This window comes from Phycisphaerae bacterium (genome assembly GCA_035275405.1).
Lineage (GTDB): Bacteria > Planctomycetota > Phycisphaerae > UBA1845 > UTPLA1 > DATEMU01.
In genome coordinates this window covers 722,929-744,821 of the sequence record DATEMU010000003.1, presented here as the reverse complement: position 1 = coordinate 744,821, position 21,893 = coordinate 722,929, and the positions used below count along the sequence as shown (strand labels likewise).

At 61.5% G+C, this 21,893-nt stretch carries 19 protein-coding genes; 6 read left to right on the top strand and 13 right to left on the bottom strand.

The features are described 5' to 3' along the window. Positions 1 to 7 precede the first annotated feature (7 nt). Positions 8 to 1,963, top strand: coding sequence for a 1-deoxy-D-xylulose-5-phosphate synthase (dxs, locus tag VJZ71_05065; GenBank protein HKQ47417.1), 1,956 nt, complete (start codon positions 8 to 10; stop codon positions 1,961 to 1,963). A gap of 267 nt (positions 1,964 to 2,230) precedes the next feature. Here dxs and rnpA read toward each other — a convergent pair whose 3' ends face one another. Both rnpA and VJZ71_05055 read right to left on the bottom strand, forming a co-directional pair. Beyond that, positions 2,231 to 2,581, bottom strand: a complete 351-nt coding sequence (rnpA, locus tag VJZ71_05060; GenBank protein HKQ47416.1) for a ribonuclease P protein component — start codon at positions 2,579 to 2,581, stop codon at positions 2,231 to 2,233. Between the two features lie 1,464 nt (positions 2,582 to 4,045). Further along, positions 4,046 to 4,501: an ACT domain-containing protein gene (locus VJZ71_05055; GenBank protein HKQ47415.1), complete on the bottom strand. Its 456-nt coding sequence runs from the start codon at positions 4,499 to 4,501 to the stop codon at positions 4,046 to 4,048. Positions 4,502 to 4,599: 98 nt separating this feature from the next. On the opposite strand from VJZ71_05055, the gene VJZ71_05050 reads away from it, so the two are divergent. The 4 genes from VJZ71_05050 to VJZ71_05035 all read left to right on the top strand — a co-directional run bounded on the left by VJZ71_05050 (position 4,600) and on the right by VJZ71_05035 (position 7,545). Further along, a complete protein-coding gene (locus tag VJZ71_05050) occupies positions 4,600 to 5,607 on the top strand; it encodes a hypothetical protein (GenBank protein ID HKQ47414.1) in 1,008 nt (335 codons plus the stop codon). A 155-nt stretch (positions 5,608 to 5,762) separates the two neighbouring features. Beyond that, complete coding sequence (gene rplM / locus VJZ71_05045) at positions 5,763 to 6,215, top strand: 50S ribosomal protein L13 (protein ID HKQ47413.1); 453 nt, start codon at positions 5,763 to 5,765, stop codon at positions 6,213 to 6,215. Between the two features lie 21 nt (positions 6,216 to 6,236). Then, entirely contained in the window at positions 6,237 to 6,692 is a 456-nt protein-coding gene (rpsI, locus tag VJZ71_05040; GenBank protein ID HKQ47412.1) for a 30S ribosomal protein S9, read from the top strand. 58 nt (positions 6,693 to 6,750) lie between these two features. Next, on the top strand, positions 6,751 to 7,545 hold the full coding sequence (locus VJZ71_05035; protein ID HKQ47411.1) for an alpha/beta hydrolase: 795 nt from the start codon (positions 6,751 to 6,753) through the stop codon (positions 7,543 to 7,545). Here VJZ71_05035 and purN read toward each other — a convergent pair. Together purN and VJZ71_05025 are read right to left on the bottom strand one after the other, a co-directional pair. After that, positions 7,521 to 8,153: a phosphoribosylglycinamide formyltransferase gene (gene purN / locus VJZ71_05030; GenBank protein ID HKQ47410.1), complete on the bottom strand. Its 633-nt coding sequence runs from the start codon at positions 8,151 to 8,153 to the stop codon at positions 7,521 to 7,523. The genes VJZ71_05035 and purN overlap by 25 nt on opposite strands. Then, complete coding sequence (locus VJZ71_05025; protein HKQ47409.1) at positions 8,150 to 9,940, bottom strand: alpha/beta fold hydrolase; 1,791 nt, start codon at positions 9,938 to 9,940, stop codon at positions 8,150 to 8,152. Before VJZ71_05025 ends, purN begins: the two co-directional genes overlap by 4 nt. Positions 9,941 to 10,059: 119 nt before the next feature. Between VJZ71_05025 and VJZ71_05020 the strand changes: the two genes are divergently transcribed. Further along, positions 10,060 to 10,887: an endonuclease/exonuclease/phosphatase family protein gene (locus VJZ71_05020; GenBank protein HKQ47408.1), complete on the top strand. Its 828-nt coding sequence runs from the start codon at positions 10,060 to 10,062 to the stop codon at positions 10,885 to 10,887. Here the strand turns inward: VJZ71_05020 and VJZ71_05015 are convergent. The 9 genes from VJZ71_05015 to VJZ71_04975 all read right to left on the bottom strand — a co-directional run bounded on the left by VJZ71_05015 (position 10,884) and on the right by VJZ71_04975 (position 21,836). Further along, positions 10,884 to 11,681: a class I SAM-dependent methyltransferase gene (locus VJZ71_05015; protein HKQ47407.1), complete on the bottom strand. Its 798-nt coding sequence runs from the start codon at positions 11,679 to 11,681 to the stop codon at positions 10,884 to 10,886. The genes VJZ71_05020 and VJZ71_05015 overlap by 4 nt on opposite strands. A 58-nt stretch (positions 11,682 to 11,739) precedes the next feature. Then, complete coding sequence (gene ileS, locus VJZ71_05010; protein HKQ47406.1) at positions 11,740 to 15,147, bottom strand: isoleucine--tRNA ligase; 3,408 nt, start codon at positions 15,145 to 15,147, stop codon at positions 11,740 to 11,742. 4 nt (positions 15,148 to 15,151) lie between these two features. Then, positions 15,152 to 15,718, bottom strand: coding sequence for a GNAT family N-acetyltransferase (locus VJZ71_05005; protein HKQ47405.1), 567 nt, complete (start codon positions 15,716 to 15,718; stop codon positions 15,152 to 15,154). Then, positions 15,715 to 17,193 carry an MATE family efflux transporter gene (locus VJZ71_05000; protein ID HKQ47404.1) on the bottom strand — a complete coding sequence of 493 codons (1,479 nt, stop codon included), beginning with the start codon at positions 17,191 to 17,193 and terminating at the stop codon, positions 15,715 to 15,717. Before VJZ71_05000 ends, VJZ71_05005 begins: the two co-directional genes overlap by 4 nt. A 272-nt stretch (positions 17,194 to 17,465) precedes the next feature. Further along, a complete protein-coding gene (locus VJZ71_04995) occupies positions 17,466 to 17,687 on the bottom strand; it encodes a NifU family protein (GenBank protein HKQ47403.1) in 222 nt (73 codons plus the stop codon). Positions 17,688 to 17,786: 99 nt separating this feature from the next. Then, entirely contained in the window at positions 17,787 to 18,686 is a 900-nt protein-coding gene (locus VJZ71_04990; GenBank protein HKQ47402.1) for an alpha/beta hydrolase, read from the bottom strand. Positions 18,687 to 18,748: 62 nt separating this feature from the next. Then, positions 18,749 to 19,669, bottom strand: a complete 921-nt coding sequence (locus VJZ71_04985; GenBank protein HKQ47401.1) for a glycosyltransferase family A protein — start codon at positions 19,667 to 19,669, stop codon at positions 18,749 to 18,751. A gap of 68 nt (positions 19,670 to 19,737) precedes the next feature. After that, entirely contained in the window at positions 19,738 to 20,580 is an 843-nt protein-coding gene (locus VJZ71_04980; protein ID HKQ47400.1) for a DUF547 domain-containing protein, read from the bottom strand. A 53-nt stretch (positions 20,581 to 20,633) separates the two neighbouring features. After that, the gene (locus VJZ71_04975; protein HKQ47399.1) at positions 20,634 to 21,836 is read right to left on the bottom strand and encodes an acetyl-CoA C-acyltransferase; all 1,203 of its coding nucleotides are present in this window, start codon (positions 21,834 to 21,836) and stop codon (positions 20,634 to 20,636) included. Positions 21,837 to 21,893: the final 57 nt, after the last annotated feature.

Here is a 21,893-nt window from a genome sequence, read left to right as displayed (position 1 = left end):
AACCACCATGAAGAGCATCCTGCCCACTTTAGAATCACCCGCCCAGTTGCGCGGGATGTCCCGCGAACAACTTCTCCAGCTTGCCCAGGAGATCCGAGAACGGATCATCGCCGTGGTCGGCAAAAACGGCGGGCATCTGGCCAGCAATCTCGGCGTCGTCGAGTTGGCGATCGCCCTGCACTACGCCTTCGACTTTGCCCACGATCGATTGCTTTGGGACGTCGGGCATCAGGCCTATCCGCACAAGCTGCTGACCGGCCGCAACGAGCGGTTCGACACGCTGCGCAAGGCCGGCGGCATCAGCGGGTTTCCCAACATCGACGAGAGCCCGTACGACCTCTTCAACGTCGGCCACGCAGGTACGGCCATTCCCACGGCGGTCGGATTGGCGCGAGGCGCGTCGGCGCTGGGCGAAGATCGCCGCGTTGTCGCGGTGGTCGGCGATGCCAGCATCTTCAACGGCGTCGCGTTTGAGGGGCTCAATCAGGCCGGGACGCTTCGCCGTCAATTGCTCGTCGTCCTCAACGACAACTCGATGGGCATCGCCCCGACGCAAGGGGGCATGGCCGAGTATCTCGCCAAGTTCCGCGTCAGCCCGGTCTATGAAGAATTGAAGCGTAAGGTCAAGAAATACCTTCCGAGCGTGCCGGTCATCGGCAAGGCGGCCTTCGACGCTCTGGACCATCTCAAGGAAGGGCTCAAAGCGACCGTCTCGCCGCATCAGATCTTTGAGCAACTCGGCTTTGTCTACGTCGGCCCAATGGACGGCCACGACGTCGAGCACTTGATCGAGCTGTTCAGCGTGCTGAAGAACGTCCACCATCCGGTGCTGGTACACGTCCACACCCAAAAGGGCAAAGGCGCGGAGTGGGCGTGCGCCGAGCCGACGAAGTTCCACAGTCCCAAGCCGTTCAAGGTCGAGGGCTGCCGCGTGGAGATTCAGAAAGGCGGCGTCAGCTACACGGCGGCGTTTGCCGATGCGCTCATCGATCTGGCCCGTCAGGACAAGCGGATTTATGCCATGACCGCCGCGATGCCGGACGGCACCGGGCTCAACAAGTATCAGGAGGTCCTCCCCGAACGCTTCCTCGACGGCGGGATCGCCGAGAGCGCAACGGTCGATATCGCCGCAGGAATGTGCAAGGCCGGATTGCGGCCGGTGGTGGCGATCTATTCCACTTTTTTGCAGCGGGCCTTTGACCAGGTCTTTCAGGAGGTCGTGCTACAGGGGTTGCCCGTAATCTTTTGCCTGGATCGCGCGGGTCTCGTCGGCGGGGATGGGCCGGTGCATCACGGCTTCCTCGACATCGCCTATCTGCGAGGCTTTCAGAACATCGTGGTCATGGCCCCGGGCGACGGGGCGGAAATCGGCAGTGCGCTGCGACTCGCTCTCGACCTCAAAGTGCCTTCCGTGATTCGATATCCGCGCGACACGATTCCCGAACCCCTCTACCCAGACAATACTCCTCCGCCTTTTGAACTGGGCCGCTCGATCACGCTCCGCGAAGGCGGCGACGCGACGATCCTGGCGTACGGTGCGATTTGTCGCGCGGCATTGGATGCGGCGGAGTTGTTGTACGCCGATGGAATCGAGGTCCGAGTAGTCAACGCCCGCTTCGCCAAGCCCGTGGACCGTCAAATGGTCGCCGACGCGCTCGAACGCGGCCGACCGGTTGTCAGCGTGGAAGATCATTCCGTCAGCGGCGGATTCGGCTCGGCGGTTTTAGAAACGGCGCGGGACCTCGGCCTGAGCGCCGCGAACGTCATCGTCCTCGGCATCCCCGCTGACCGATTCATCGCCCATGGATCGCGAGCCGGTCAACTCGCCGAATGCGGCATCGACGCCGCGGGCATGGCCGCGGCGATTCGCGACGCGCTCCGCGCACCGGCCGCGTCAATGGCATCGCTTACCGCCAAGCGCCACCGTGATCTCGATTACGTCCCCACAGCGGACGAGACGTAGTCGGGTCCGCGACCTCATTCGCCATTCGCAAATCAAAAAAAAGCCGAGGCCTTTTTGGGGCCCCGGCCTGGTGGGAAGACCGCTTTCGGCGACCTTGCGGCCGCCTCAAGCGGGTTGTGGGTTTTGGCTAATCTCTCCCTTCAAAGTCCGATTCCCCCCTCCATTCGGACCATCGCACCGAGACCTTAACCAAAAACCTCGGACGAAAATTGTCGGCATACGCCATGGAGACCAGTTCACCGCGTGCATGCCAAGGAAAAGCAGCCATTATCGGTAGCGGGTTGCTGCCCGGATTGCCGCATCCACGAGGGCTTCTCGATAATCCGAAGGGGCACCGGCGATTCCACCCCGGGGTATGCAGACCAAGTCGTAGCCTTGAGGGAGCTGCGAGAATTCCCGACGAAAGGCCTCCCTAAGGAGTCGTTTGATCCGGTTTCGCCTAACGGCCGTGCCGAGCTTCTTGCCTACGGAGAGGCCCAACCGTGAAAACCCCAAGCCGTTCGGCGCGGCGTAGACCACGATCAGACGATTGGCGGCGGAGATCCGTCGGGCGAAGACGCTGGCGAATTGCTTCTCGCCCGATAGCCGGCGCACCCTCGGAAAGGTCAGCTTAGCCATGCGGTCAATGTACCCGCCAAGCCCGCGAATGTGCAGGACCTGTCAGATGCTGTGATTTTCGGGGGACAACCGGCGAGTTGTTGGTGGGCGGCGCCTTCGCAGCCTTGTGTATACCGGAAATCGGAAGAATTCGTTAAGAAATTGTAGGCGCGGCGGGCCACCGGCTAATTTCCATTCGACCATCAGTTACATTGACGTCGCCGCGCGCAAGTCACTAGCGCGCCATTGTGAGTTCCACTAGCCGCGCGGTTTTTTGTTGCGACGACTCATTCGCGAGGTACATTCCTTTTGCTACTGAATGGTGGCGCTTGATCGACGCCAATCAGCGGCCCTGACAGCTCCGGTAAGCCGGGGCGGACCCCAAGAGCGGGCTTGATCGCACGGTAACGTGCGGCGGCTCGCGAGGTGAACACATAGCCCGGGTTCGCGACAGACGGCCTCGTGCCAGGGACGTTGAGGCGTAAAAACCCTAAGAGGGATGTTCGGCCAGCAATGGTCGGGCTAACTCGCTTGTCGATCGAGACTCTGCGGTGCAAGCGCCGTCGCCAAGGGCAACTGAGGCGAAGGACAAGTACGTGAGAGGAGGCGGGTCGAAGGATCTGCCCAGACAAGCTAGTGAAGACCCTGAAAGGGGCAAAACCCAAGGGAGCCTCCGGCGGTGCGTCGGGCTAAACACCCGGCTGCGTCGCGAGGGACTCGCCGAAGGAAGCACCCGGTAGCCGAGCTTCAGGGCTCGCAGCCTCCGTGGACCAAAAGTCCATGAAGGCGGAGCCTTGACGGTAACGGCAAGCGGGTCAGGCGACGGCCGTAATGCCGACGCGACCTTTGACGAGGAGAACGCTTCGAAGGGTAAATCCCATAGGTGCTGCCGGCACGAAACAAGGCCGGCAAGCCGCGCGAGGGCGCAAGCCGTCGAGAGGGTAGCCAAACCCTGCGGACGGAAGGTGGCGGGCAGGCAAAGCCCGCGTGAACCGGACCTCGTGCGGTGCATGTGCCCAAGGGAACAAGAGCCCAAGGAAGGAGCCGGTGCCGAGAGGCGTCGGCTAGCGTCGTCCGGGTAAGACCCTGGAGGGCAGCGAAACTCGATGAGAGGTGCGTTGGCGGAAACTAAACCCTTCGCCGGCGACGGTCGGTTGGGAACACCACCAGCCGGGCCGAAAGGCAAACGGCAACGTGGGATCGCGGAACCCATAAGCGCGATACCGGCCGGCCGCACCGAACTCTGAACGAGTGGCAAGCCCCAGAGGGGAGATTCGGCGGATGGAAACACCGCCGGGTCAGCGGACGAAGGCGAAAACTTCGGATGGCAAGGCGGTTGAGCCCGCCGTTCAGCGGCATTTTTGGAGACAACGGTCTTCGGGAGCCAGGGCACCGGAGGCTAACGGCTTTCCGTGGCGGTCTGCTGATTCGAAAAAGGAAATTTCGAAGGCGGGCCGCTTTTTTGCGCGCACAAGGGAAATGGCATTAATGATTGCGAACGGCCGGGGCCTTGCGGACGAGAAACTTGTCGCGCCGCCCCGGCTGGCGAGGTCCGGCGACTTTCAGGGCCTTCTTAATGTTGTCCACCTTGAAGATCCCGAGCGTCCGACCGCCCGCCGCGCCGCTGGTCACGTAGGCGTATTTGATGCTGATATGGTTCGAGTTCAACCGCGAACAGAGTTCCGCCATCGCCCCCGGCCGATTGGGCATCTCGACGGTCAGCACTTCGGTTTCCGTCGTGGGGAGGTTCAGCCCCTTGAGTGCGGCGCGGGTTTTTTCGACGTTCTCGGCCACGAGGCGAAAAACGCCGTGTTCCACGGAGTCCATCAGCGTCAGCGCGACGACGTTGATCTTTTTTCGCGCCAGCTCGTCGCAGACCTGCGACAGAATGCCGGGCTTATTGACGAGGAAAATAGAAAACTGAGTGGTCGCACAATACATTTCACATCCTCATGGCGGCACGGGGCCGCGCGGCTATTATACCGATCGTCCACCGCCCGGAAAGTTGCGGGCGGGATGCGAAGGAATGGGAAGGGTACATGACCGCACCGCGATTTGCCTTTGTCGGGCCGATGCAAGGCGTATCGCCGTGGCTGCTTTCGTCCCTGTCCAAGGCCGGCACGCTCGAAGCGCTGTGCGGCGAGACGGCCGAGCGGGACGCAGCCCGCTATCACGCCCGCTGGACGTTTCCCGATCTCACGACGCTGCTCAAGGAGTCGGAGCCCGCGGGCGTGGTACTGTCCCAGCCGCTATCCGTTCGACCGCGCATGATAAAAGAATGCCTTACCGCGGGGGCGGCGGTGCTGGTCTCGGGGCCGCCGAGTCGGGCGTCGGCGTGTAATCGGTTGAGCTTGTTCGCCAAATTGTCGGGCCGTTCGATTCTCGCCGCGACGGCGATTCGGTTCGCCCCGGCCATTCTGTTGGCCAAACGCCTGCTCGACTCGGGCAAAGTCGGCGTGCCGATCAGCATGACCGTCCACTGCACCTATCGCGGTGCGCCGCGGCAGGGTTCCGATGATGACGGCCCCATCCCCGCCGACCAGGTCTTCGAAGTCGTCGATCTCGTGCACTTTCTTCTCGGGCCGCTGGCCCAGGTCAGTGCGGTCGCTCATGGCGACGGCGTATTGGCGGCGGTCGGGACGTCCCTGTCCTCGGCGGTGGTTTCGCTCGTCTATCATGCCAGCGGATCCGCCGAGGCCGTCGGGCTCGATTTGGAAATCCGAGGCGCGGATGGGACCTTTCTTCGAGTAGATCGGGATGCCCGGCTGCTCTGCGCGAATGGATCGCGCGTCGACGCCGCGCATCGTTCGACGCTGGCGTCCGCCGATCCCGCGGTGGAACTGGGTTACGAGGGTTTGGCGGCGGAGTTTCGCAGACTGGCAACGGCGGGACGAACCGGGGCGGGACTCATCGGGCCCGTTGGGACGGTGATGGCGGCGACGGAAGCCCTGTTGGAAAGCGCGGCAAAAAAGCGGCCAGTGACGGTAAAGACGGTCGTGCCGCGTCCGACGACCAAGAATGAAGAATTCAGCGCGGCCGTTCTATAAGCGCTTATCGCATAGCCACTTATGGGCAGTTAGGACCGGCCCATTGGGTTTTCTGATCGCAAGTCCCGCCTCTTGCGGTTGACAAACTTTGCAAAAAGCATACATTGTTGGGTTCTCGTTTTTGGTATCGACACCCCAGGAAGTTGGTTGGCAACATGGCCGCAGTGACTCAAAAGTGCTTTCAAGCCAAACCCGCCGAGGTCGATCGCAATTGGTATTGCATCGATGCCGACGGAAAGATCCTTGGCCGGCTCGCTTCCAAGCTGGCGACGGTTCTCATGGGCAAGAACAAGCCCACCTATACCCCGCATGTGGACACCGGCGACTTCGTCGTGGTCACGAACGCGGAGAAGATCAAACTGACCGGCCGAAAGACCGAGCAGATGATCTACGATTCGTACAGCTATTTTCCCGGCGGCCGCAAGGTCACCAGCTTTGTCGATTTTCAGAAGAAGCACCCCGATGAGATCATCCGCAAGGCGGTTCGCCGGATGTTGCCGAAGAGCGCGCTGGGCCGGCGGCAGCTCACGAAGTTGAAAATCTATCGCGGCGGCGAGCATCCGCATCAGGCGCAGAACTGCCAACCGCTGGACCTGAACAAGATCTAATCAAGCCGGAGTACTGAAAGAGTGTCCGATCAACCGACGACCCCCGCCGCACCGACGACACCCGCCACCCCTGCCGCGCCAAAGAAGGGCGCGACGTATTTCTGGGGTACCGGCCGGCGCAAGACCGCCGTCGCCCGTGTGCGGATTTGCCCCGGCAGCGGGAAGTTCCTGATTCATAACCGCGAAATTGACAAGTTCTTCTTCGACGTTCGCCATCGCATGGACGTGATGTCCCCGCTGCAGGCGACCAAATCGGTCGGCAAGTACGATGTCTACGTCAACGTCCGCGGCGGAGGTCAGACCGGCCAGTCCGGCGCGATCGTCATGGGCGTTTCCCGCGCGTTGATGACGGCCGACCCGACGCTGGAGCCGATACTTCGGGATGGCAAGTTCCTCACTCGCGACAGCCGCAAGGTCGAGCGGAAGAAGCCCGGCCAGCCCGGCGCCCGCAAGCGCTTCCAGTTTTCCAAGCGATAATACTCGCGTGAATTCGCTTTTCAGGACGGCGATTGCCGCTGCGGCTACGATTCTGCCCATGCTCGGATGCGACCGCGTCTTTTACTACCCCGACCAGCGCGTCCGCTGCTCACCGGCCGATCACGAACTCCGATTTGAGGACGTCTATTTCGAGACGGATGACGGAGTCCGCTTGCACGGCTGGTTCCTGCCGTCCCGTGGTGGAAAAGCCAAAGGCACCGTGCTGCACATTCATGGAAACGCGGCCAATGTCACGGGGCACCTTGACTTCGTCTATTGGCTCCCTGACGCCGGGTACAGCGTGTTGACCTTCGACTACCGGGGTTATGGGCGAAGCGGGGGACGAATTTCGCGCGAGGGAAGTCTGAAAGATGCGGCGGCCGCTCTGGATTTTCTTCGCGCCCGACCCGAAGTGGATCCCGAGCGAATCGTTCTGTTCGGACAATCGATCGGCGGCGCGATCTCCATCGCGATGGCCGCCGAGCGCCCGGGACAGTTGAGGGCCGTCGCCCTCGACTCAACATTCACCGGCTATCGGGAGATCGTCTCGCACCACATTCGCCATAACCCGGCCCTCCTCTTCCTGGCGTGGTGGTTTCCCTGGACGATCCCGCTGGGGCACGATCCGATCGATCGGGTCGGGCAGCTCGCGCCGACGCCGATCCTGATCATGCATGGCCGCCGCGATCGCATCGCCCCGTGGCCCATGGCACAACGCCTTTACGACGCCTCCGGTCAGCCCAGGGAATTGTGGCTGATCGACGACATGGATCACATGCAGGTGTGGTTCGAGCAGCCCGAGGAGTCGCGGCGCAGGTTGCTGGATTTCTACACCCGATCCCTGAAGTCGTAGCCTTTCATCCGCAGACCGTCGCGGATTCGCCCGATGGCCTCCGGCAACAGCTCGCGCTCGACAGCCTGGACGCGTACGGCCAGCGTGTCGGGCGTATCGCCGGGGACGACGGGGCATTTTCGTTGCAAGATGATCTGGCCGTGATCGTACTCATTGTCGACCCAGTGCACGGTCGCGCCGCTCTCGGTCTCGCCCGCCGCCAGCACGGCCTCGTGGACGTGACGCCCGTAAAAACCCTTGCCGCCGAACTTGGGCAGCAGGGCCGGGTGGATGTTGATGACCTTGCCCAGCCAGCGCGATGGTAAACGCCAATAACACAGCCAACCGGCCTGCACGACGAGATTGACGTCATAGATATCCAGCGTCAGAGCGATCTGGTCGCTGAAGCGTTCGATTTCGGGGAAGTCCTTTGAACGGATGATCTCGACGGGCAGCCCCGCCGCCTCCGCCCGCGCGACGCCCTCGACCGTCGAACGCGAGGAGATAACGATGGCGATCTCGACTCCCCGCAGCCGGCCGTCGGCGATGCGATTAATGAGATTCTGGAGGCCCGTACCGGTGCCGGAAATCAGGACGGCGATTCGCAACGGTGCCGACGTTCGACTCATGTCGGCAGTTTGTCGATTACGCCGACGGAGTTCAAGAACTTTGCCACGTCCAGCCAATAGCCCTCGTCGTTAATGAAGCCGACGTGGCCCGTGGGGTATTCGACGTACGTCGGCTTGCGCGCCGCGTCTCGCAGGCGACGGGCGTGCGAGATCGGCACCGCCCAATCGTCGGTACCGTGGGCGATGAGCACGGGCACGTCCAGGCCGGCCAGGCGCCTGTCCGTCGGGAAGGCGAACCGCGCCATGAACGACGGGATGAAATAATGAGGCGCTAAGTCAGGGAAATTCGCGAACGCGGCCTCGAGGATCATCGCCTTGGGGAGCCGCTTCGTTGCGAGCGCCACCGCCGACGCGCCTCCGAGCGAACGGCCCATGAACGCGATCCGCGACCGATCGACGTCCGGACGCGCGACGATCGCGTCGTATCCCCTCACGGCGTCTTCGAGCAGACCGGCCTCATCCAACGTCGCCGTCGATCGGCCCGAACCGCGATATTCCGGCAGGAGCACGGAACAGCCCATCAGGCCCAACCGTTCGACGGTGACCGCGTGGTAGTCGATCAATTCGAGCTGGCCGTGAAAGAAAACAACCATGGGCGCGGGCTTATCAGCGGTCGCATCCGGGGCGGGTGCGAACCAAGCCTCCACCTGTCCGCCGGCGGGAACGTCGAAGTCCAGGCGCTCCATGTTTTTCGGAAAAATTCCCGAAGTCGAGGCCGGCAATGGCGGAAACAGGACCGCGTCCTGAAAGAAATACATGATTGAGGCATAGCCGAGATAGAGTATGGCCGTGGTCGCGAGTGCCTTCCGTATCCAGCGCCATCGCAAACCCGACGATGCGGCGTTCGCGGATGAACCTTCCGATGTCTTTGATGATTCCGGGGCCATCTTCCACTCGGGCGCTATTGTAGTCACGCCCGTCTCACGCAGGAATTGGTCGATCTGGCCCCAATATTTTTCGTCGTTATCCAGGCCGGGAAAGTCGTTGTGATCGCAGGAAAACTCTATGTAGGTGCCCTTTTTGGCTAGATCGCGGAGCGCGCGGCCGTGCCAGACCGGGACGATGACGTCGTTACAGCCGTGAAAGATCAGGATCGGCACGTCGAGCGCTTCGACAACTCGGTCCACGTAGAAGGGGCTCTTCGCGAGGAAGGCAGGAGCGAAGTACTTGTGGGCGAAGGAAGCGGCGCTCGTGAAGGTCGATTCCAGGATCAACGCGCGAGGCGGCCGCTGCTCGGCCAAAAGCGCCGCGGGGCCGCCACCGACAGAGCGGCCGTGGATGACGACGCGCGTAGGATCGATATCCGGTCGCTTGATGGCTTTGTCGTAGAAATATACCGCGTCCGAGACAATCCCCTCTTCACTCGGTGTGCCCGCCGATCGGCCATAGCCACGATATTCGGGGAGGAGGACGGAGACGCCGTGCTTGTGGTAGCCCGCGATGATCGCGTCCTGATCGTCGATCAGTTCGGCGTTGCCATGAAAGAAGACCGCCAGCGGCGTTTTGGCTGTCGGCGGGACGTCAGGCGGGCGGATGTACCACGCGACGACCTTGCCCACGCCTGCCACGTCGCGCTCGAGTGTGATCGTCTGCGAGTGAAAGAGCCGCTTGAGCGGCGGACCGGTCAGGTCGCGTGGGAACAGCATCCGATCCTGATAGAAATAGAGGACCGCGCACCAGACGGCGTAAAAAAAGAGGACGCGAGCGAGGATTCGCTGCCAGAGCGGCCAATGGCGACGCTGGGGCCTCGCGGGGTGCGATATTTCGTGGTCCGAGGAGTCTGCCATAAAGACGGATAAGATTCCGCGAGTTCTTTCACGACGCCTTCGCTGCCATTTTAGTCTACGCTGGGGACTTGTGTCGGTCGACGGTACCATGCCGGTGTTGGCCGACGCGGGCGACATTCATGCAAGAAAACCGGGCCCTATTGATTGCAACTTTCTTTTTACTCACCTGGGTTTCCGCGTGCCGGCCAACGACGTCCCCAGCGCCCGTTTCCGATGCTCCGCAACCGATTCCCTTAAAGATCATGGCTTTCAATGTCCATCGATTTGAATCCGGGCTCGAGTCCATTAGCAACCTGACTCGACAGCAGGACGCTGATATTATTTGCCTCCAAGAGGCTCATTACGTGGATTTCGCGCAAGCCAAGGAAGACCCCGTAGGACTATTGGCCCAACGCTTAAAAGGGCTTTCGCAGGTTTCACGGGCAACTTTGGGAATCCCGGAAGATCAAGCGTGTGATGAGGCAATATTGTGTCGCTGGCCGATTTTAGGTGCCAAGGCCCACACGCTGGACAAGGGGGGTTGGGTGTTCGCCGTGGAGGCTGTGCTCGACATAGATGGGAGAACGGTTCGCGTCTTCAGCGTCCATTTGCACGCAACTTGGAAAATCTTCGACCCAAAGCACGTGAAGGAGAGCAGTGAGACTCGGAGAAAACAGGTTGAGGCCCTGTTAGCATTGGTCCGCGAGTCCCGCGACGACGTAATCATCGCCGGCGATTTCAATGCAACACCGGATTCCCAAGATTACGCGCTGCTCACCTCAGTGCTCTCGGACTTGGCAATAGGGGACCATCGGAACGCTCCGACCATTCCGGCCACACTACCATTGCTGCGGATCGACTACATCATGGGCAAGGGCGAGTTTGTCTCAAAGTCGTACCGCGTATTGAATTGCACACTGTCGGATCACCGACCCGTCTTCGCGGAAGTCGACCTCCACCTGAATTAAGGCATCGCCACCACATACGCGTTCCACGCCGAGCAGTTCTCCGCCTTCTTCACCGCCCGGAAGGCCCCGTTGCCGCGGCCGGTTTTGGCCTCCGTGCCCTCCCAATAGACCTGCGTGGCGCTGAAGCCGGCGTCGCGCATCGCGTCCTGGATTCCGCCCAGCGTCCACAGCCGCCAGTGGTAGGTAAAGGCCTTGCGCATCCGCGTCCCGTCGGGGAACTCGAAGTGAATGTGGCAGAGCGTCTCGTCGTCCACCGGATTGTAGGCCGCCTGGTCCCAGACGTAGGTAAACCCCCTGCGGCGCGTACGTTCCCGCATGGGCTCCTGCGATTCCCAGCCGCCGTAGGCGTCGCAGATGAACATCCCCTCGGGCAGGAGCGAGCGCCGAACGCATGCAAAATACTGCACGAGGTCGCGGCGTTCGCGGAAGATGAAATAGCTGTAGTTGAAGGCGCCGATGACATGGACCCGCGGCTTGATGACGTGCAGGACGTTTTGGTGGACGAGGTGCACGCGGTGGGCGGCGTGCGACGTCAGCTTGGCGATGTTGTGCTCGCGGCCCCAGGCCAGCGTCTCGCGGCAGAGGTCGACGCCGTACGCGTGATTCGACCGCCGCCACTTCGCCCACTCGCAGGAGATCAGGGCCGTGCCGCAGAAATCCTCGCGAAAGAGCGTCGCGGGCTTGCCGTAGCGCTGGCGGTAGAGCTTATCGAAGAAATAGACCTCGGCCTCCGGGGACTGTACGGCGTGTTGATACAACTCGAACTTGTCGGCGGTCTTAGCGGTGTAACTCATAAAAAGTCGAAATGCGAAAAAGTGAAAAGTCAAAACAAGGAGAACACCGGCGGGCGGATCATAGCGGATGAACGTGAATCTCCACGGAACGGCCCTCGACTTCCGCGGGCGTTGGTTGCGTGCCGGCCAGCGGTCGGTTCAGAAGGTTCTGCGCCAACGTCTCGTGCTGGATGTATGACGCATGCTTGTTGACGACGCGCGAGATGTCCGCATCCCCGACGATGGCCAAATCGATCCGCTGCTCGTAGCGGAGGTTCAGCCCCTTGCGGACCTGCTGAATCTGGTTGACGAGGTCGCGGGCCAGCCCTTCATCCTGCAACTCCGGCGTCAGATGCGTATCGAGCACGAGGATGCCCTGGCCAGGGATCCGCTCGGCGGCCCAGCCTTCCTTGGCATGCAGCTCGACGAGTAACTCATCCGTCGAAAGCTCGACCTGTTGACCGTCCAGTGCGAGGCTGTAGCTGCCGGTCTCGCCGAGTTGGCGGATGATCTCGTTGGGGTTCGGATGCTTGGCGAGCGCGGCCTTGATTCTGGGGGCCTGCGGGCCGAACTTCGGGCCGAGCTTTTTGAAGTCGGGCTTGAGTTCGTAATTCACGTACTGGTCCACCTGCTCGCGCTTGACCCAATCGATCTGCTTGACGTTCAGTTCGTCGCGGATGACCGACTCGTATTTCTGCAGGGCGGCGGCCTGGCGATGGTAGATTTCCAGCTTCGCGAGCGGCTGGCGAACGCGGAGCTTGGTGGCGGCACGGGCGGCGCGACCGCAGGAGACGATCTGGCGGACTTGTTCGATTTCGTCGTTGAGCGCGGGATCGACGGCTCGCGCGACGTCGGCCTTCGTCGCCTCCAGAATCGGGTAATCACAAAGATGGATGCTTTCCGGGGCCGCCGCATCGTGCGTGCGGACGAGGTTCTGATAGAGGCTCTCCGCGAGGAACGGCGTGAACGGGGCGATCAATTTCGCCGTTGTGACCAGGCAATCGTAGAGCGTCTGATATGCACTGTCCTTGTCCGCATCCATGCCGCTTCGCCAGAAGCGGTCGCGACTGCGGCGGACGTACCAGTTGGAGAGGGCATCGACGAAGCCGATGAGCGACCGGGCGGCGGTGTAGTTGTCGTAGGATTCCATGGCGTCGAAGACCTTGATGGAGCAGGCGGCCAATTCGCTTCTGATCCAGCGATCCAGCTCCGATGGGGCGCCACTCGGCGCTCCCTTACGGTCGCGGCTCTGATCCGGCGTCCACTTGTCGATGTTGGCGTAGATCACGAAGAAGCTATAGCAGTTGTAGAGGCGAATCAGGAATTCGCGCTGGGCTTCGGCGATCGCGGCTTCCTGGAAGCGGATGCTCGTCCACGGCGTTTGGCCGCTGAAGAAGAGCCAGCGCATCGCGTCGGCGCCTTCGTGCTCGAAGATGTAGGTCGGCTCCTTGTAATTTTTCTTGCTCTTGGACATCTTGAGCCCGTCTTCGCCCATTAGGAGGCCGAGGACGATGCAGTTGCGAAAGGGCAGCGGCCACTGACCGTTCTTCTTCGCAATCCCGTTCTTGCCGAAGAGCAGCGTGCTGATCGCCACCAGCGAATAGAACCAGCCGCGGGTCTGGTCCAGGGCTTCGCTGATGAAATCCGCCGGATACTGGTCGGCGAACATCTTCGCGTCCTTGTGGGGATACCCCCACTGCGCAAAAGGCATCGCCCCCGCGTCGTACCAGCAGTCGATGACCTCGGACACGCGCTTCATTTTGCCCCCGCTGCACTTGGAGCACGTGAACGTGATCTCGTCGATGTAGGGCTTGTGGACCTTCAGATGATCGCTGAGCGACGGGTCTTTCTTCTTCGCATTCTCCCAGACTTCGAGCCCGCCGACGCCGGACTTGCTGACCAGGGACTCGTATGAATCAATGGCGTCCATTTGACCGCACGCCTCGCAGACCCAGATCGGCAACGGCGTACCCCAATAGCGCTCTCGGGACAGCGACCAATCGACGTTGTCCTTGAGAAAGTTCCCGAAGCGGCCTTCCTTGATGTGTTCCGGAAGCCAGTTGATGTGCTGATTGTTTTCCAGCATGGCGTCCTTGAACTGAGTCGTGCGGATGAACCAGCTCTTGCGGGGATATTGGATGAGCGGGTCCTCCTCCGCCCGCCAGCAGAATGGATAGTCGTGGCGATATTGCTCCTGATGGAGGAGCAGCCCGCGCTCCTTCATGTCGCGGACGATGTCTTTGTCGCACTCTTTGACCCAGCGGCCCTTGTACGGAGGCGCATCGTCGGTGAAGGCGCCATTGGGAGCCACCGCGCACAGGAGCGGGATACTGTCCGGATTCTTGAATCGCTTTCGCTCTTCCATGAGCAAGTTGAAGTCGACTTCGCCGAAGGCCGGGGCTTCGTGAACAAGGCCTGAGCCGGAATCGAGCGTCACGAAATCGGCGTGCAGTACGCGCCAACAGGCAAAATCGTCCCCGCCAGCCGCCAATGCAGGTTTGTAATCGCCCAAGGTGATGCCGCGCGCAGCGTGCGGAACGATCTCATGAGCAGGGCGCTTTCGATAATAATCGAAAGGCGGGCGGTAGCTCAGGCCCACTAGCACAGAGCCCTTCACTGTCCGTTCGATCTTCCACTTTTCGGTCTTTTTCACTTTTTTTGCGATCGGCTCCACGAGTTGCGCCGCGAAGATCAGCCGCTCGCCCGTTTCGTCATCATGGACCACGGCGTAATCGAAATCCTTGTGCACCGCCGCAAAGGTGTTTGAAGGAAGCGTCCAAGGCGTCGTCGTCCAAACGAGCAGATTCGTTTTTTCAGGGATGCCCGCTCTTTTCGCCCGCTCGTCGATCACGACGGGGAACCGCACAAACACCGACGGATCATCGACCTCCCGATACCCTTGCCCCACCTCGCCCGATGACAACGCCGTTCCACCCTGCGCCCACCACCACACGATCTTGTGCCCCTGATACAGGAGCCCGGCGTCGAAGAGCTGCTTCAGGCTCCACCACACGCTCTCGACGTAGCTTTGGTGATAGGTGACGTACGCCTCCTCGAGGTTTACCCAGAACCCGAGGCGACGCGTCAGTTCCTCCCACTCCTTCGTGTAGCGAAAGACGCTCTCCAGGCACTTCTTGTTGAACGCCTCGACACCGTAGTTCTCAATCTCCTCCTTCGTGTGGATGCCCAGTTCCTTGCAGACCTCGACCTCGACCGGCAGGCCGTGAGTGTCCCAGCCGCCCTTGCGCAGGCAGTAGTGCCCGGTCATCGTCTTGTAGCGCGGGAACAAATCCTTGATAGCCCGTGTCAGACAGTGACCTGGGTGCGGCAGGCCGTTGGCGGTCGGCGGCCCCTCGAAGAACACAAAGGGCTTGGCCCCTTTGCGCTGGGCAAGGGACTTTTCGTAAACGTTGTTCACCTCCCAAAAGGCGAGGATTTCCTTCTCGGCCTTGGGAAAATCGAATTGGCTGGGGACTTCCTTGAACATGCCGTTATACCGTCGCCTTACAGGTTTGACGCTCCCATTTTTGGCGAGTCAGTTCGAATTGCACGACGTTCTCCTCGCCGGAGAATCCCACAACGCCCGCCGCGCACTGAGTAAAACCACACTTGATCATGACTCCGATCGACGGAACAAGTTGGGCGTACGTCTCACCGACCACTTTCTCGGTCGCCGGATCGTCAAAAGCAAGGGCGATCAGTCGATTCGTCGCCTCGACGGCGTAACCGCGCCGTTGATGCGAGGCTACGATCCCGTATCCAATGTCCACGCGACCGTCCCTGGGCGGCGACTTTAGGCCGACCGACCCGATCAACGTCCGCGGATCGCGCAGAACGACCCACCACATCGTGTATCCATTCGTCGGCGGTTGACGCTCCAGCGCATCGGCCATCGGCCCAAGGGCGTCGTCGATAAGATCGTGCGGCCAATCAGCGGCAACCACCGCATTCAGCAACCCACCGAATCTCGGCCGGTCGTCGTTCGCCGCCGCGCGCGCCGTCTCCGGCGAGACGCGAACCAACTCCAAACGGGCCGTCGTCAAACGCATGTCGCTCATATCCGCGCCTCCGGCGCGGCCACCGCCGCCGTGGCGGCATCCATCGCGCAATCCGCTTCCAGGATCGTATGACTGGGGCCTGGGACGGGCTCCTTGAACAACTCGATCTTCCTCCACTCGCCGCGCCGCCAGCGCCGGGCCAGCAGGATTCCCAGGAAGATAATGTAAAGGCTGCACATCATCCAGGGACCGTGAATGCCCATCGACGGGAACAGCCATATCATGACCTTTCCCCCGAGGATGAACGTCACCCAGCAGTTTACGATCACCATGATCGCCGGCCACTTGGTGTCGCCCGCGCCGCGCAGGGCGAAGATGTAATTGATGCTCAAGGCGTCGAAGGCCTGAAACACGGCCGCCCAGATCAGAATCCCTGTTCCAGCCGCGATCACCTCAAGATCTTTGGACAAGAGCCCCATGAGCCATTGGCCGCCCTGCCAGTACACGATGGCCGTCGCCATCATATAGGTCATCATCACGGCCAGACCGGCGCGGGCGTGGCGCTCCGCCAGATCCGGCCGCCGCGCGCCGATGGCGTGACCGACGAGCGAATTGACCGCGACGCCGATGCCGACGGCGGGCATGAACGACAGGTGCATCAGTTGCAACGCAATATTGGCCGCGGCGAGGGTCGCCGTACCAAAGGGGGCCATCATCAGCGCAATGAAAACGAACCAAGACGCCACATCGAGAAACCACTGGATTCCGATGGGTCCGCCCATCACCAGAATCTCCTTGAGGCGGGCCTTGTTGAAGCGCCAGGCGATCCGAGTTTTGAACTTCTCGTGGAAGGGCTTCGATAGAAAAACCACCAACATCATAATGACGCGGATGGACCAGGCCATGACCAAGGCGACTCCCGCGCCGGCGATACCCATTTTCGGGCAGCCGAACTTGCCATAGATCAGTCCATAGCCGGCGAGGGCGTTGAAGACGATGGCGACGAGAATCGAAATCACCTCTATCAGGGGCCGCTGGATTCCGTTGAAGAAGCCTTCCAACCCGACGCACATGATCGCCAGTCCCATCGACCAAAAGGCGACGTCGCAATAGGCGATCTCCATCGCCTGGACTGCGGGCGGATGACCGACCCAGGCCCAGAACGACCGCTGAAACAGGATGAGCGGGTAGGTCAGAACGAGGAATGCGAATCCGACATAAAAGGCCTGCCAGACATAGGGCGCGGCACGATGAGGTTCCTGTCGGCCGCACGACTGCGAGACAAAGGTCTGTACGCTGCTCATGCATCCCATCCCCAGACATAGCACGATGAACAACATGAGCGTGCAGGGACTGATCGCCGCCGTCGCCTCCGTGCCCATCCACGACACAAGCACGAAGTCCGTAAAGCCCAGCGCCATGTGCGAGAGCTTGGCCCCCACGGTCGGCCCGGCCAGTGCGAGCAACTTGCGCAATTCGGCGCGGAAGGAGGGCGCGTCGAGGCTGTCTGCGGTAATGATCGATGCCGTTTGCATGGACTCTCAGCGTTCGCTCAATAAACAAAAAACCCTGGAAAGCGTCGCTTCCAGGGCCGTCAGTTTGCACTCTTTTCTCGCAACCGAGTGGCGGCCTAGGAAGCCTCCCTGGCAATGGGATTCGTCATGTCCGCGACAATGGTCGGGACTTCTGGTATTAACTTTTCTCTACGAATCGTCATTTGAGGCTTCCCGAAGCGGCTCGGGCGTTGAATACTTGGAACTATTAAAACGGCATCGGGTGAATTGTCAACCCCGGTCGCGGCCGCCGCCTACACACACACTACTTCCTTGATTTTCGGCAGGCGTTCCTTGAGCGTCTGTTCCACGCCCATCTTCAGCGTCATCGCCGCCGATGGGCAGCCGATGCAGGCGCCGTGAAGGCGGACGCTGACCACTCCGCGATCGTCCACGTCTACCAGTTCCAGATCGCCGCCGTCGCCCTGCACGGCGGGCCGAAGCTGCTGGATAATCTCGGCGACCTGTTTAAACAACGCGGAATCGGCTCGGGCCGTTGGCATCGATAGGGCTCCGTCGGGCACTTCCATTGTAGCCGCAGTTGCCCGGACCCCGCAACGACATGGGTACCCGCCCTAATTGTCCGGGAACACCCTGGCCAGAAACTGCGTAATCGCCGGCAAGGTGCGCATGGAGGTGTTTGACGTAAAGTCAAAACCCCAACCGTGACCGGCGCCGGTGACACGAACCAGTTGGCAACGGCCGCCGGCATCGCGAATCGCCTTGTGCAGCTTCTCGGCATGTTGTTGATATCCGACCATGTTGTCTCGATCGCCGTGGACGATTAACACCGGCGGCGCGTCGCCGCGGGCGTAGGTCAGTGGGGCGGCTTCTTTATAGACTTCCGCGAACTTCTCCGGCGGGCCGCCAAGATAAGAATCCAAGAACCACTTCACCATCCATGAACCGCCCTTGTAGGCCGGCGCGAGATCCGTCGGACCATAGATGTCGATGGCGGCGGACACTTCCGAAGAGACTCCGGGAAAGGAATCGTCCTTGAAGATGGAATGATCACGGGCCAGTGCGAGCAGGAGCGCGAGGTGACCGCCCGCGGATTCGCCCCCGGCGGCGATCCGCTCAGGGTCGATCCCATACTCTGCCGCATTCGAACGAAGGAACTTCACGGCCGCGAGGGCATCCTGCACGGGCACGGGATGATGTATGTTCTTGCCGCATAGTCGATACTGCGCAGTCGCGCCAACATAGCCCATCGACGCCAGGAATCTCGCCAAATCGCGTTCCATGGTCCGATTGCCAATGGTCCATCCGCCGCCGTGAAAGAGGACCACAGCGGGCCGTGGACCCTGGGCGTTGGTGGGCAGGTAAAGATCCACGAGCAGCTTCTGTCCATCCCGCGTAACGTACGGAACATTTTCGACGGCTTTGGTTTCATAGAAGCCCGCCGGCGGACGATTGCACGCGCAAAAAATCAGGCCCCAACATGAAATGAACGTAAGGTGTTTGATGAGGGACACGGGTGCTCCTTTCCTGACGAAGCCCGGCGGTTCTAACGGTTCCTTCGAAATTTTACAATTCGTCAGGCGTCGATCTGCCGCGGGCGGGAGCGCAGCCGGCCCAGGCAGGCGTTGAGCAATACGCGCCAGGGATTGGCCATGAACGGCCACATCGTTGCCGCGCGAAGCAGATCGCGCGTCGCGGCCCGAAGGTCCCCGTTCTCAAGGTAGTGCATCCCCGTCCGTTCGTGGACTCTCGCCCATGCTCTCCGGCGGAGGCGACCGCGAGGACCGAGGCGCGAGTACAAGTCGGCGTAGTCGTTGATCAGCCGGATCATCTCGGCGCGCTGACGCTCGGGATCGGTCCAATGCGCGGGACCAGGTCGCTGCCGGACGACGGGTAAATCAACGAGCACGCCGCGATGCCGCTTGAGCAGCTCCAATGCGATTCGCCGATCCTCGCTGCCTTTGCCGGCCGGAAAGCCGCCGACCTCTTCAAACACATCGCGGTGAACGAGGAGGGACGAACAAAGCCCCGTGAGGATATTTCGGACCAGGAGTTCCCCTTGCATGGCACGGGGATCGAGCGAACCCTGCCACGATATTTGCTCGTACGCTTGTCGCTGCGGCGACCAGGCCAGCACCGCCGTGACACTGAAATCCGCCTCCGGATGCTGACTTAGTGCCGCAATCTGAACGTCGAGTTTCTCAGGCTCCCACAGGTCATCCGCGTCGAGAAACGCCAGCCACTCCCCCCGCGATTGGGCAACACCCGTATTCCGGGCGACCGACGCGCCGCCGTTTGCCTGACGAATGTATTCAATTCGGTCGCCGAATCGCTGACACACCGTCTCCGTACCGTCCGTGCTCCCGTCGTCGACGACAATCACCTGTCCGGGCGGGCGCGTCTGACGGAGGACCGAGTCAATCGCCTCCTCGACGATCGACGCCGAGTTGTAGGTGGGGATGATGACGGAGATGGAATCGGCATCAATGCGCGGCATTCCACATGAATCGGCAGGTCATCGCCCGCGCCTGAATGCCAAGGACGAGGCGCCGCGAGATCCTCGAATCACGAGCCGGGAAGGCCGCTAAAGATCGAGAGAATGCCGCTCGCTTCCGAAGGCGGTTCGAAGTGGTTGATCCGATCATCTCTCGGAATCGGCGCGACGGCGTATCCAATGGCGGAGTTCAGCTCCTCCCGCCGGGTGCGATTCGACCACTCTCCAAGGACGTTCAGCATCGTCGCCTGGTTAGTCTGATGGCGGCGTTCGTAATCCTGGACTAATCCGTCGCGGATCTCGTAGATGCCGCGCCAGAGCAAGAGTCGTTTATCCAGGCCGTGATCAATGCGCACCACCTCGGGCGATGTCAGAGCCGACCGCGCAACGTAGGTGAGCTGGGCATCGAGCATTTCGGGCAGATAGACCCTTCGCCAGAGCGGCGGCCCTTCCACCGTGCCGTCGCAGAGCGTCAGGCGCACGCGCCAATCGCCCTCCGCGAGGACTTCCGCCAGCCGCCGAAGATCGCCAGGGCTACGGGATTGACCGTCGATCCGAAACTCGTAGCGCGACTCCAAATCGAACGGCGCGTGTGTGGGGAGCTTTCCCTGCCGATCAAGGGCGAGAACACTGCGAACCATCATTGCGTTGTAGCAGTTGATCGCATAGGCCAGTCGGGCCTCCCGATCTGCAAACTGATCCGGCGTCGAGTCCGGCCCGACGCAAGCCGACATGGCGAGGAAACGATCCAGCGGCGCGGGGTCTTCCTGCAACCGACGGTAATCGACCCGATCTTCATGGACGATTCGGCTTAGCGCGAGTCCCCAGTCGGACCAATCCAATCGCGCGGGTGGGGCCGAGGCGGTCGGTTGTACGACCGGTTCGATCGTTCGCGGACCACAACCGATGGCCATCAGGGAGATCGCCCAAGTAAGACGCCCAGCGGCTGATTTAGTATTTCGCCGGGTCATTCCACGCGCTCGAATAGGACGGACAAACCCTGACCGACGCCGACGCACAACGTCGCCAGACCGCGCCGTGCCTTGCGACGCCCCATCTCCCGGACCAGGGTGGTCGCCAGCCGCGCCCCACTACACCCGAGCGGGTGGCCCAGCGCGATCGCCCCACCGTTCACATTCACGCGCTGCGGGTCCAAACCCAGTTGATCGATGCAAGCCAGCGACTGCGATGCGAAGGCCTCGTTGAGTTCGACGAGGTCGAGATCGGTGATCTTCCAACCGGCGCGCCCGATGGCCTTTTTCGTCGCTGGTATCGGTCCCAACCCCATGCATGCCGGATCGACTCCCGCCGAGGCCGATTGCCGAACCGCCGCGATCGGTCTCAACCCCAGCCGCTTGGCGGTCGCCGCCTCCACGACCAGCAGCGCCGCCGCACCATCGTTGAGACCCGAGCTATTGCCCGCCGTTACCGTTCCGCCCTCGCGAAAAACCGGCTTGAGCTTAGCCAGCTCCTCCAATGTGGTATCCGGGCGGGGATGCTCGTCCACTGAGACGGTGACCCTCTTGCCCTTACCGAGTTCGATTTCGACGGGCACAATCTCGTCGGCCAGCCGGCCGGACTGCATCGCCTCCACGCACCGCTGCTGACTCTGCAAGGCGAATCGATCCTGCACGTCGCGCGGAATCTTGAACCGCTCGGCGACATTTTCGGCGGTCTCGCCCATGCTGAAGGGATGATACTTCGCCGCCAGCCTGGGGTTCGTCATCCGCCAGCCGAGCGTCGAATCGTACATCGTCTGATTGCCGCGGACCCACGGCTCGTCCGGCTTGGGCAGAACCAACGGCGCGCGGCTCATCGACTCGGCGCCCCCGGCAATGAAGACATCGCCATGATCCGCCTCGATCATCCGCGCCGCGATAGCCACAGCCTCCAGGCCCGACGCACAAAGCCGATTGACGGTCGCGCCCGGCACGGAATCCGGCAGGCCCGCAAGCAGAACCGCCATTCTTGCGGCGTTGCGATTGTCCTCGCCGGCTTGATTGGCCGCGCCCCAATAACAATCGTCAATGAGCACCGGATCGATCTTGGTTCTCGCAATGAGTTCCTTGATGACCAATGCTCCCAGGTCATCCGGTCGCACGGCCGCCAGCGCCCCACGATAGCGGCCAATGGGGGTCCTAAGACATTCAACAACTACGGCTTGTCTCATGCTTCGGAGTATACCCGAATCACGCGGACACGGCAGAGCGGGGAATGCGAAGGAAGA

Excerpts from the sequence above, each read along its gene's own strand:
- dxs (HKQ47417.1), top strand. The coding sequence starts at position 8 with ATGAAGAGCATCCTGCCCACTTTAGAATCACCCGCCCAGTTGCGCGGG.
- rnpA (HKQ47416.1), bottom strand. The coding sequence starts at position 2,581 with ATGGCTAAGCTGACCTTTCCGAGGGTGCGCCGGCTATCGGGCGAGAAG.
- VJZ71_05055 (HKQ47415.1), bottom strand. The coding sequence starts at position 4,501 with ATGTATTGTGCGACCACTCAGTTTTCTATTTTCCTCGTCAATAAGCCC.
- VJZ71_05050 (HKQ47414.1), top strand. The coding sequence starts at position 4,600 with ATGACCGCACCGCGATTTGCCTTTGTCGGGCCGATGCAAGGCGTATCG.
- rplM (HKQ47413.1), top strand. The coding sequence starts at position 5,763 with ATGGCCGCAGTGACTCAAAAGTGCTTTCAAGCCAAACCCGCCGAGGTC.
- VJZ71_05035 (HKQ47411.1), top strand. The coding sequence starts at position 6,751 with ATGCTCGGATGCGACCGCGTCTTTTACTACCCCGACCAGCGCGTCCGC.
- purN (HKQ47410.1), bottom strand. The coding sequence starts at position 8,153 with ATGAGTCGAACGTCGGCACCGTTGCGAATCGCCGTCCTGATTTCCGGC.
- VJZ71_05025 (HKQ47409.1), bottom strand. The coding sequence starts at position 9,940 with ATGGCAGACTCCTCGGACCACGAAATATCGCACCCCGCGAGGCCCCAG.
- VJZ71_05020 (HKQ47408.1), top strand. The coding sequence starts at position 10,060 with ATGCAAGAAAACCGGGCCCTATTGATTGCAACTTTCTTTTTACTCACC.
- VJZ71_05015 (HKQ47407.1), bottom strand. The coding sequence starts at position 11,681 with ATGAGTTACACCGCTAAGACCGCCGACAAGTTCGAGTTGTATCAACAC.
- ileS (HKQ47406.1), bottom strand. The coding sequence starts at position 15,147 with ATGTTCAAGGAAGTCCCCAGCCAATTCGATTTTCCCAAGGCCGAGAAG.
- VJZ71_05005 (HKQ47405.1), bottom strand. The coding sequence starts at position 15,718 with ATGAGCGACATGCGTTTGACGACGGCCCGTTTGGAGTTGGTTCGCGTC.
- VJZ71_05000 (HKQ47404.1), bottom strand. The coding sequence starts at position 17,193 with ATGCAAACGGCATCGATCATTACCGCAGACAGCCTCGACGCGCCCTCC.
- VJZ71_04985 (HKQ47401.1), bottom strand. The coding sequence starts at position 19,669 with ATGCCGCGCATTGATGCCGATTCCATCTCCGTCATCATCCCCACCTAC.
- VJZ71_04980 (HKQ47400.1), bottom strand. The coding sequence starts at position 20,580 with ATGGCCATCGGTTGTGGTCCGCGAACGATCGAACCGGTCGTACAACCG.
- VJZ71_04975 (HKQ47399.1), bottom strand. The coding sequence starts at position 21,836 with ATGAGACAAGCCGTAGTTGTTGAATGTCTTAGGACCCCCATTGGCCGC.